Origin of the sequence: Luteimicrobium sp. NPDC057192 (assembly GCF_042670205.1) — a bacterium.
In the GTDB taxonomy this organism is placed as follows: domain Bacteria; phylum Actinomycetota; class Actinomycetes; order Actinomycetales; family Cellulomonadaceae; genus Luteimicrobium.
The window spans coordinates 86,810-96,170 of the sequence record NZ_JBHUWD010000010.1 but is presented as its reverse complement, the minus strand read 5'-3'; the positions used below and the strand labels follow the sequence as shown (position 1 = coordinate 96,170).

General features: G+C 72.7%; 10 protein-coding genes. 3 read left to right on the top strand and 7 right to left on the bottom strand.

The window, feature by feature from the left end; all coding sequences use genetic code 11:
* The first annotated feature begins 113 nt into the window (after nucleotides 1-113).
* Nucleotides 114-443, top strand: a complete 330-nt coding sequence (locus ACFT5B_RS07330; protein ID WP_386797328.1) for a GNAT family N-acetyltransferase — start codon at nucleotides 114-116, stop codon at nucleotides 441-443.
* A gap of 170 nt (nucleotides 444-613) precedes the next feature.
* On the opposite strand, the gene ACFT5B_RS07325 is transcribed toward ACFT5B_RS07330, so the two are convergent.
* Entirely contained in the window at nucleotides 614-2,293 is a 1,680-nt protein-coding gene (locus ACFT5B_RS07325; protein WP_386797327.1) for an esterase-like activity of phytase family protein, read from the bottom strand.
* Between the two features lie 485 nt (nucleotides 2,294-2,778).
* Between ACFT5B_RS07325 and ACFT5B_RS07320 the strand changes: the two genes are divergently transcribed.
* Nucleotides 2,779-3,531 carry an alkaline phosphatase family protein gene (locus ACFT5B_RS07320; RefSeq protein ID WP_386797326.1) on the top strand — a complete coding sequence of 251 codons (753 nt, stop codon included), beginning with the start codon at nucleotides 2,779-2,781 and terminating at the stop codon, nucleotides 3,529-3,531.
* A gap of 21 nt (nucleotides 3,532-3,552) precedes the next feature.
* On the opposite strand, the gene ACFT5B_RS07315 is transcribed toward ACFT5B_RS07320, so the two are convergent.
* From ACFT5B_RS07315 to ACFT5B_RS07305, 3 genes are all read right to left on the bottom strand, one after another.
* Nucleotides 3,553-4,038, bottom strand: a complete 486-nt coding sequence (locus ACFT5B_RS07315; RefSeq protein ID WP_386797325.1) for a hypothetical protein — start codon at nucleotides 4,036-4,038, stop codon at nucleotides 3,553-3,555.
* Nucleotides 4,039-4,136: 98 nt separating this feature from the next.
* Nucleotides 4,137-4,376, bottom strand: coding sequence for a hypothetical protein (locus ACFT5B_RS07310; RefSeq protein ID WP_386797324.1), 240 nt, complete (start codon nucleotides 4,374-4,376; stop codon nucleotides 4,137-4,139).
* Complete coding sequence (locus ACFT5B_RS07305) at nucleotides 4,373-4,906, bottom strand: MarR family winged helix-turn-helix transcriptional regulator (RefSeq protein ID WP_386797323.1); 534 nt, start codon at nucleotides 4,904-4,906, stop codon at nucleotides 4,373-4,375. Before ACFT5B_RS07305 ends, ACFT5B_RS07310 begins: the two co-directional genes overlap by 4 nt.
* 163 nt (nucleotides 4,907-5,069) lie before the next feature.
* On the opposite strand from ACFT5B_RS07305, the gene ACFT5B_RS07300 reads away from it, so the two are divergent.
* Nucleotides 5,070-5,828 (top strand): SDR family NAD(P)-dependent oxidoreductase, encoded by a 759-nt coding sequence (locus ACFT5B_RS07300; protein WP_386797322.1) that lies wholly within the window; start codon nucleotides 5,070-5,072, stop codon nucleotides 5,826-5,828.
* Nucleotides 5,829-5,881: 53 nt separating this feature from the next.
* On the opposite strand, the gene ACFT5B_RS07295 is transcribed toward ACFT5B_RS07300, so the two are convergent.
* The 3 genes from ACFT5B_RS07295 to ACFT5B_RS07285 all read right to left on the bottom strand — a co-directional run bounded on the left by ACFT5B_RS07295 (nucleotide 5,882) and on the right by ACFT5B_RS07285 (nucleotide 9,354).
* The gene (locus ACFT5B_RS07295; protein WP_386797321.1) at nucleotides 5,882-7,198 is read right to left on the bottom strand and encodes an RNA polymerase sigma factor; all 1,317 of its coding nucleotides are present in this window, start codon (nucleotides 7,196-7,198) and stop codon (nucleotides 5,882-5,884) included.
* Nucleotides 7,128-7,520, bottom strand: a complete 393-nt coding sequence (locus ACFT5B_RS07290) for a YciI family protein (RefSeq protein ID WP_386797332.1) — start codon at nucleotides 7,518-7,520, stop codon at nucleotides 7,128-7,130. The genes ACFT5B_RS07295 and ACFT5B_RS07290 overlap by 71 nt, the downstream gene beginning before the upstream one ends.
* Before the next feature lie 193 nt (nucleotides 7,521-7,713).
* Nucleotides 7,714-9,354, bottom strand: a complete 1,641-nt coding sequence (locus ACFT5B_RS07285; protein ID WP_386797320.1) for a heme peroxidase family protein — start codon at nucleotides 9,352-9,354, stop codon at nucleotides 7,714-7,716.
* Nucleotides 9,355-9,361: the final 7 nt, after the last annotated feature.

The following is a 9,361-nucleotide window of genomic DNA, read 5'->3' as shown; positions in this document are numbered from 1 at the left end:
GTCTGCGCCCGTCCGCGCCGTCGGACGGGCGCAGACCCCGTGCTCGGCGGGCACGGATCCCGTGCTCGGCCGACGGGCTGACGGCGGGCGGCGTCGTCGGCCATGATGGGCGGGTGAGCGACGACGCACTGCACCTGGTCGCGACGGACAACCGCGAGCACGAGCGGTACGAGATCCGCACCGACGACGGCCGGTTCGCGGGCTTCGCGGCCTACTGGGTCCGCGGCGACCGGGTCGTGTTCATCCACACGGTCGTCAAGGAGGAGTTCGAGGGCAAGGGCGTGGGCTCGTTCCTCGCGTCCTACGCGCTCGACGACGTCCGGTCGCGGGGGATGCGCGTCGTCGCCGTCTGCCCGTTCATCCACGCGTACGTGGAACGGCACCACGAGTACGACGACCTCGTCGACCCGGCGCGTCCCGAGGATCTCGACCCGGACGCCTGAGCGGTCCCGCACCCTCGCTCGACGACGCGCACGTCCTCTCCCTCTTGCCGAGCACGGGATTCCCGACGGCCGAGCACGGGGCCTCCGCCCGTCCGGCGGTGCGGACGGGCGCAGGCCCCGTGCTCGGCGAGTGGGGGTGCCCGGCGAGAAGGGGTAGCCGGCGAGAAGGGTCAGCGGACGGCGATCGTCACCGTCGCGGACCGGGTCGCGTCCTTGCCGGACAGCACGTCCTTCGCCTTGGCGAGGTCGACGACGAGGTACGCGCCGTCGTCCTGGGTGCCGTTCGGCTGGAGCTTGGTGTGCAGGGCGAAGGGCGGCGCGACGTCGGTCGAGGCGTCGCCGTTCGCGTCGGACAGCCCGTCGATCCCGAAGTCCGAGTCGTTCGACACGAGCAGCTTGCGGCCGCCGTCGACGAGGTCGATGCCCTCGACCTTGTCGTGGCCGAAGAACCCGCCGGTCGCGTCGAGCTTCGTCACGAGGGCGCCGAGGTCGAGGTAGAGCGACTTCGCGACCGGGGTGACGCCCGCGGCGCGGAGGATCGCGTCGCCGTCGGGGCTCTGCGACTTGTCCGTGAACAGGTACTCGAGCGGCCCGACGCCCGTGCTCGTGCCGGACACCTCGAGACCGTACGTCGCGTCGTAGTGCGCGCCCGCGACCTTCGCGGACGGCCCGATGTCGGTCGCCTTCGACAGGTCGATCTCGTAGACCTTCTTGAAGGCGCCGGGCTCCGTGTGGCCGTCGCGCTCGTCGACGAGGAACTTCGTCGCCGAGACCGCCGTGATCTCGCTGACCGCGGTGCCGTTCGTCGCCGGGTCGGCCAGGACGTAGGCGTACTCGTGCACCCGGTGCGTCGTGAGGTCGAACGTGACGATGCGCGTGAACGGGATGTTCTTGCTCTTCGCCTGGTGGTCGGAGTCGATCGTGAGGGCGGCCTGCATGATCCCGACGAGCGTCCTCCCGTCGGGCGTGACCGTCAGGCCCTCCATGCCCTTGTTGGGCTCACGGAACCTCAGCTCGCGCGGCAGCGAGCCGTCGAACGGCGAGAACCGCTCGAGCTCCCTACCGCTCCGGTCGAAGTGCACGATGTACGGCCCGTACTCGTCGGAGACCCAGAACGTGCCGTCCTTCGCGGCGACCAGGCCCTCGGTGTCGAGGCCGTTCGCGGACGTGGGCAGCGCGGTGCCGTCCATCCCGAGGATCGTCTCGCCCGCGTCGGCCTCCGGGTTCTCCTGACCGTTGAGCGGGGTGCCGTCCTTCGCCTTGAGCGGGATGGTCCGCACGAGGGTCGCGCGGCCGTCCGAGCCGAGCCGGAACTCACCGATCGAGGGCGTGAAGTCGGGCAGCGGCTCGACCTTGGAGCCGTCGGGGCCGTCGACGTTCGGGCCGCGGTCCGTGAGCCCGTAGACCACGTCGTCGCTCCCGGGCTTCGTGACGACCGCCGACCCGTACGCGCCGCCCGAGATCTCGACGTCACCGACCTTCCCGAGCGGGGCGACGTCGGTCGCGTAGAGCCGCGCGGCATCCGTCGTCGCGTAGCTGAAGGAGTCCGTGCCGCGGAAGCCCTTGTCGGGCGTGTAGAGGAACGAGCCGTCGGCCTGGCGCGTGAGGGCGCCGTGCGCGGTCTTCGTCGACGAGACGAGCTGGAGGCCCTTCGGGTCGTTGGCGAGGGGCGTCAGCACGCTGGTCACGCCGCCGCTCACGGCGACCTTGTCGGCGCGCGGTGCCGACGACGCCGCGTGCGCGGGGTGGGAGGGGTGCGGGGCGCGGCCGTGGGCGATCGCCGGGGCGGCGACGCCGGCGAGTCCGAGACCGAGGAGCGCCGCGACGGCGGCGCTGCGGGACCTGAGCATGGGGTGACCTCTCGTCCGAGGGGCTCCACCGGTGGGGCGGCGTCCGACTCGCACCGGCGGAGAGCGACGGTCGGACGCTAGGCCGCCCGGCGAAGAACGCGGGGTCCGGCCGGTGTCCGGCTGTCGTCGCGCGGGTGAACGTTGAGCGTGACGTCGTCTGCTGCGACGGGCGCGCCGGCACGGCCGGTCGGAGCCCAGCCAGCCGTGGCACGTGGTGGCGAAGGACGGGCGCCGAACCTACGATTTTCCTCGTGTCGATCGGACGACATCTCGTCGTGATCGTGGCCGCCGCGCTGGCGCTGGCGGGCTGCGGGCCGAGCAGCGTGTCCGGCACGTCGCGGCCGGTGGAGACCTCCCAGCAGGCGTCTTCGGCAGGCTCGGCCCCCCAGGCTGGGGCGGCGCCCACCGTGACTGCGGCCCCGCCCACGCCGCACGGTTCATCCTCGGCGTCGCGTGCCGGATCGCATCCGACGAAGGTGCTGGTCGTGATCGAGGAGAACCACTCGCTGCACGAGATGCTGTCCGAGATGCCGTACGTGGCGGCGCTCTCGAACCGGTACGGGTACGCGACCCGGTGGCATGCGCTGACCCACCCCAGCGAGCCGAACTACCTGGCGATCGTCGGCGGATCGACCTTCGGGATCCGCGACGATCGTCCACCGGCACAGAACGCGTCAAAGGTCGGGCACGCCCGCTCGGTCTTCTCCCAGGCGCGGCAGGCCGGCAGGTCGGCGCGGACCTATGCGGAGTCGATGCCGAGCAGGTGCGCTGTCCGCGACCACGGTGCGTACGCCGTCCGCCACAACCCCTGGACGTACTTCGCGGCGGACCGAGCGGCGTGCCGCGCCGGCGACCTGAGCACGGACACGTTCCGTGCGGACGCGGTGGCGAACCGGTTGCCCGACGTCGGCCTCCTGATTCCCGACGTCGACAACGACGCGCACGACGCATCGCTGGCCCGAGCGGACCGGTGGCTGAAGCGCACGCTCACGCCCGTCCTCGCGAGCACGGACTTCAGGTCGGGGCGGCTCGTCGTCGTCGTGACCGCCGACGAGGACGATCGCAGGTCGGGGAACGTCGTGCTGACGTCGGTGCTCACGCCCCGGGTGAGTCACCTGGTCGTGAGGACCCCGCTGACGCACTACTCCCTCACCCGGTTCCTTGACGAGGTCCTCGGAGTGGCGCCGCTGGGCAACGCCCGAGGTGCGCCGGACATGGGGTCGGCATTCGGACTGTGAGGTGCCGTCGCCGGCCCGTGGTCAGGACCCGAACACGGACTCCCAGAGTCCGTTGTCCGTGTACAAGCTCTCCACCTGGGCGAGGTCGATGGCTCCGTCCCGCGGCAGTCGGTCCGCGGGACCGTTGACCCACCAGTCCGCGCCGGGGAGCCCCGCCGACGCGAAGGCCCGGGTCCCCGGCTCGAGCGGAGCGTCGGTCCGGCGGCGCCGGGCAGTCACTTCACCGTGTGCAGGCTCCCAGAGTCGTACGGTGCCGTCGCCCTCGGCGGACCCGAGCACGACCGCGTCGTACCAGCGCCACACCACGACGTCGGCGCCGTCGGGTCCGGTGGCGACCGCCGCCAGGTGTCCCGGTGCGACGCGCTCCCTCCTGGGGGCAGGGAACGTCGTCGCGAACGGAACGTCCTTCGGTCCGGAGGCTTCCCAGACCGTGCAGACCTGCTCGGTGACTCCGAGGACACGGGCGACGCGGAGGGCGTGGGCGTGCGAGGGTTCGGTCGAGGTCATGGTGTCCATCCTGACGTGGTCGGACCTCTGACGTGGTCGGATTTTTGATGTGGTCGGGTCAGCAGGCCGGGCGACCGGCGCCGGCTCGGGCCGCGTCGTCAGACCACGCCCTCGACACGTCCGCCCCCGACGCCGAGGAGACAGCCGACGTGGTCTGCCGCGAGCTGGTTCGGCTCGTCGGCCCCCGGCTCAGAGGGCGGGAAGGCGCCCCGGGCGATGAAGTGCCAGAAGTCGTCCGTGCGGAGACGGACGCTGCGGGGGTAGCGCCGGGCGACGAGCCTGGCGACGGTCGTCTTTCCTGATCCCGGGGAGCCGGTGCGGATGACGAGGTCCGTCACGAGGTCCTCCCGGTCGTCGGGACGACCGCGACGGCGTCCGTCGAGTCGTGCGGCGACCAGGCGCCCTCGTCCCTGATGGCCCGCACGATGCGCCGGCTGATCTCGCGCAGCTGCCGGGCCTGGGGCTGCGTCAGCCGGTCGAGGACCAACCGGTGGACCGTCTCCACGTGGCCCGGGGTGGCGTCGTCGACCTTCTCCCGTCCGAGGTCCGTGAGCGTCGCGAGGGTGAAGCGGCCGTCGGTGGGGTCGGGGGAGCGTCGCACCCACCCCCGGGACTGGAGGCGGGTGACCGCCCGGGACAGGCGTGAGAGCGAGCTGTTCGCGTACCCCGCGAGGACGCTCATCCGCAGGGTGCCGCCGGGCGCCCGGGACAGGGCGTACAGGACGCCGTACTCGAAGTGGGTGAGCTGGGCGTCGCGCTGCAGCTGGGTGTCGAGCGCGGCGGGGAGCCACTCGAGCACGGTCGCCAGGGCGGACCAGGTCTCGAGGTCGTCGCCCTCGAGCGCCGCGGGGGTGGGGGTGGCCGGCATGGCAGCAGCGTAGCGAGCGGCAACCCCGCCCTGTGCCCGTTTCACTTGCCCAGGAAAGTCGTGCTCGCCTAGCATCGACTTGCTTGAGCAAGTGACGCCGGTGGGAGCCGGCGCAGGACGACGGGACGACATGGATCTGGGACTGGCAGGGAAGAGGGCCTTCGTGAGCGGGTCGACGCAGGGCATCGGCTACGCGGTCGCCGAGGCGCTGCTCGGTGAAGGGGCGGCCGTGGTGGTCAACGGGCGCACCGAGGAGCGCGTGCGCACCGCCGTCGACACGCTGCGAGCCGTGGTGCCGGGGAGCGACGTCTCCGGCATCGCGGCCGACGTCGAGGACGCCGAGCAGGTCCGCCGCATGCTCGCCGCCCTGGGGGAGGTCGACGTCCTCGTGAACAACGTGGGCGTCTTCGAGGTCAAGGACTTCGAGGACATCACCGACGAGGACTGGCAGCGCCACTTCGACGTCAACGTCATGAGCGGGGTGCGGCTCTCCCGGCACGTGCTGGGCGGGATGCTGGCTCGGGGCTGGGGCCGGATCCTCTTCGTGTCGAGCGAGTCGGGCGTGGACGTCCCGGGCGACATGACCCACTACGGCGTGACCAAGGCCGGCATGCTGGCGCTCGGAAACGGCCTCGCGAAGCTCACGCGGGGCACGGGTGTCACGGTGAACACGATCCTCGGCGGCCCGACGTACTCGGACGGCGTCGCCCGGGCCGTCGAGGGGCTCTCGCGTGCGCAGGGGGTCCCGGTCGACGATCTCAAGGACGCGATCGCCGCCGGGAACCGGACGTCGCTGCTCCAGCGGTTCATCGAGCCGGCCGAGATCGCGTCCCTCGCCGCCTACCTCGCGAGCCCGCTCGCGTCGGCCACCAACGGTGCGGCCGTCCGCGCCGACGGCGGGGTCCTGACGACGATCCTCTGACGGCGCCGCCGGGGTCCGCGAGGGCGGAGGGGCACGGCGAGGAGCGGGTGCCGTCAACGCCGGGTCGACGCCTCCCGGAGCACGGCGGCGCGGGCGTTGAGGTACCGCTGTTCGACGACGCTCGTCGTGAGCTCGGCCGCCACGGCGTACTCCGCGCACGCCTCCTCGGTCTCGCCGAGCCGCTCGAGCAGGTGCGCGCGCACCGCGTGCAGCCGGTGGTGGCGTCGCAGAGCGCGGTCGGACCGCAGCGGCTCGACCATCGCGAGCCCGGCGCGGGGCCCGGCGACCTCCGCGACCGCGACCGCGTGGTTCATGGTCACGACCGGGCTCGGCGCGAGCTGCTCGAGCATCTCGTAGAGCAGGTCGATCTGGACCCAGTCGGTCTCCGCGGCGGTCGCGGCCTCGTCGTGCACCGCGGCGATCGCCGCCTGGAGCTGGTACGGCCCGACGCGTCCCGTCGGCAGCACGGCCTCGACGAGCGCCGTGCCCTCGCGGACCAGCGCACCGTCCCAGCGGGTGCGGTCCTGTTCCGCGAGGGGGACGAGGGCGCCGTCGGGCGTGCTGCGCGCCGCGCGACGGGCGTGGGTGAGCAGCATGAGCGCCAGCAGCCCGGTCACCTCGCCGTCGCTCGGGAGCAGGCGGTGCAGCTCGCGGGCGAGCCGGATCGCCTCGTCCGCGAGCGACACGTCGACGAGGCCCGAACCGGTCGTCGTCGTGTGGCCCTCGGTGAAGACGAGGTAGAGCACCTCGGAGACCGCGGCGACGCGCCCCGGCAGCTCCTCCGCGGACGGCGGGACGAACCGGGCCCCGGCCTCCCGCAGCTTGGCCTTCGCGCGCGAGATGCGCTGCGCCATGGTCGCCTCGGGGACGAGGTACGCCCGGGCGACCTGCGCCGTCGTGAGGCCCGCGACCGCGCGCAGCGTCAGCGCGACCTGCGACGCCCGCGGCAGGGCCGGGTGGCAGCACAGCACGAGCAGGGTGAGCGTGTCGTCGTGGTGGGGGCCGCCGGGCGCGTCCGCCGCGGGAGCGAGGAACGCGTCCGACGGCGACCGCGCGGCCGCGAGGAGCTCGCGCCGCTCCCGCGCGCTGTCGGAGCGCCAGGCGTCGACGTAGCGGCGCGAGGCGACCGTGATGAGCCACGCCCGCGGGTCGTCGGGGACTCCGTCGGCCGGCCAGGTCCGGGCCGCTGCGGCCAGCGCCTCCTGCACCGCGTCCTCGGCGCGGCCGAAGTCGCCGTGGTGCCGCGCGACCGCGCCGAGGACGTCGGGCGCGCACCGGCGCCAGACGTCCTCGACGTCGTCAGAGGACGTCGTCGGCCCCGATCCGGTCGTCCTCGAAGACCATGCCCGGCCGCAGCTCGACCGTGTCACCGGGCCCCGCGAAGCGGGCCGCGACGGCCTCCGCACGCTCGCGCGTCTCGCAGTCGATGAGGAAGAAGCCGGCGAGCTGCTCCTTCGTCTCGGCGAACGGCCCGTCCGTGGTGACGTGGCGGTCGCCATCCCAGCGGTACACCGTCGACGACGCCGGCGACGCGAGCGCCTCGGCGACCACGAACTCGCCGCTCTCGTTGAGCTCGGTGAGCAGCGCGTCGAACTCGCGGTCCATGACGGCCCGCTGCTCGGCGGGGACGCTCCGGCCCTCGGGCGTGTGGTCGATGGTCGGGTGGCCCCACGGGTCGGGGTTGGAGTGGATGAGGACGACGTACTTGATGGTGACCTCCGTGTGCTGGTGCCGGTCGAGGACGCCGAGCGGCGGCCTTCACGGGGGACGTCGGAGCCGACGCGTCGTTCTCGACATCGAGTACCCGGATCCATCCTGCTTTCTTCTCAGGCCGGCGCCAAGGAGCCGGGAGCGCGGCGCGCCCGCACCGGCTCCTTGCGGCCCGTCAGGCGCCGTGGACGGCGAAGTTCACCAGGTCGGACAGCGTGAACGTGCCGGCCACGCGGCTCGGCAGCGTGGGCTTCCACGTCGGGTCGACGGACAGGAACGACAGCGGGTCGCCGTGCAGCAGCCCGATGAGCACCTCCGCGACGATCCGCCCGCCGACCGGGCCCAGGTGCGCCCCGCGGGCGCGCACGTCGGCCTCCCGGAGCACGTAGAACCAGAGCGGCGTGTGCCCGGCGAGGCGGTCGCGGACGGCGTCGGGCAGGTCGACGGCGTCGTCGGCGAACACCTGCTCGGGCGTCAGGGGAGCGATCGACATGGCGCGCGCGACGTCCTCGCCGCACGGGATCCCGAGCCGCATGCCGCGCAGGAGGTTGCGGACCGCGAGCTCCTGGGCGAGCTCCTTCGGCATGCCGGAGACGACCCTCTCGGGGCCCGCGACGGAGTCGGGGAGCGTGGACAGCGGGCGGGCGAGGACGTGGTCGATCTTGTAGCTGGGCTGCGGCAGGTGCTCGTCGACGGGGCCCGCGGCGTCGTCGATCCCGGGCAGGAAGTACTTCCACTGGAAACCCCACTCGCCGGGCAGCGTCCGGAAGCCGTTGAGGTTGTGGAGCGGGTCGGCGTCGTGGGAGAAGATCGGGATCCGGTGCGCGTCAGTGACCCCCCGCACGGGCAGCGGGATGCGGTCGTTGATCGCGTAGCTCGGCCGGACCATCGAGTGCCCGTACCGGTAGGCGGCGACCGAGAACTCGACCGGCATGAACGGCTCCTCCTTCCAGTCGAAGAACCGGCAGTGCGGTACGAGCGTCTCGACCGTCCCGCCGCCGGGGACCGCGTACTCCTCCGTCGACAGGATGTCGTCGACGACGTCGCGGCCGACGAGCCGCGGCAGGAAGTCCTGCACGACGACCCACTGGTAGTGCCAGCGGACCTCCTGCTGCGCGAGCTTGAAGACGTCGTCCTTGCTCAGACCGCGGCCCCGGGTGTCGCGCTCGACACGGTCGACGACGCGGTTGTGGAGCCGCAGCATCGCGGACTGGAGCTGGGAGACGACGAGGTTCTCGTCGTTGCGGGGGTCCCCGATGATCGCGATCTGCGTGGTCTCGGTGCGCGGCAGGTCCGGACCGCGGAACGCCTCGTCGGCCGAGACGTCCTTGCCGACGGTGAGGTGCAGGCCGTCGTGCTCGTAGAGGAACGGTTCGTCGGAGGGCCCGCGACCGTAGACGTTGTCCAGGTCGAACCGGGGCGTGCGGTAGTCCGTGAGCGCGTCCGGGTCGGACTGGCGCGTCAGGCTCGAGACGGGGTCGAACGTGATGTCGTGGTCGACGAACTGGCCGAAGTAGGTGTAGCCGGCGGGGAGGCGGAGCTCGCCGTCGTCCAGGGTGGCGGTGTTCTCGTCGTCGTCCACGTCGCCCAGCGGCTTGTCGATCATGCCGCCCTCGAGCTCCTGGACCATGGCCTGGCCGAGCTTGGCCAGGTCGCCCTGGTTCTGGGACCACACGGGGACGTGGCGGAACATGCGGCCGAACCTGCCGCGCGTCGTCGACGACGCGGGGGTGGTCGCGAGGCCACGCAGCGGGGTGCCGTGCGGGCGGGGCGAGGTCGACGTGGTGGGCACCGGCTGCCCGGACAACGCGCTCATCTCATCC

Coding starts and splice junctions, on each gene's coding strand:
- ACFT5B_RS07325 (WP_386797327.1), bottom strand. CDS start 2,293: ATGCTCAGGTCCCGCAGCGCCGCCGTCGCGGCGCTCCTCGGTCTCGGA.
- ACFT5B_RS07315 (WP_386797325.1), bottom strand. CDS start 4,038: ATGACCTCGACCGAACCCTCGCACGCCCACGCCCTCCGCGTCGCCCGT.
- ACFT5B_RS07305 (WP_386797323.1), bottom strand. CDS start 4,906: ATGCCGGCCACCCCCACCCCCGCGGCGCTCGAGGGCGACGACCTCGAG.
- ACFT5B_RS07285 (WP_386797320.1), bottom strand. CDS start 9,354: ATGAGCGCGTTGTCCGGGCAGCCGGTGCCCACCACGTCGACCTCGCCC.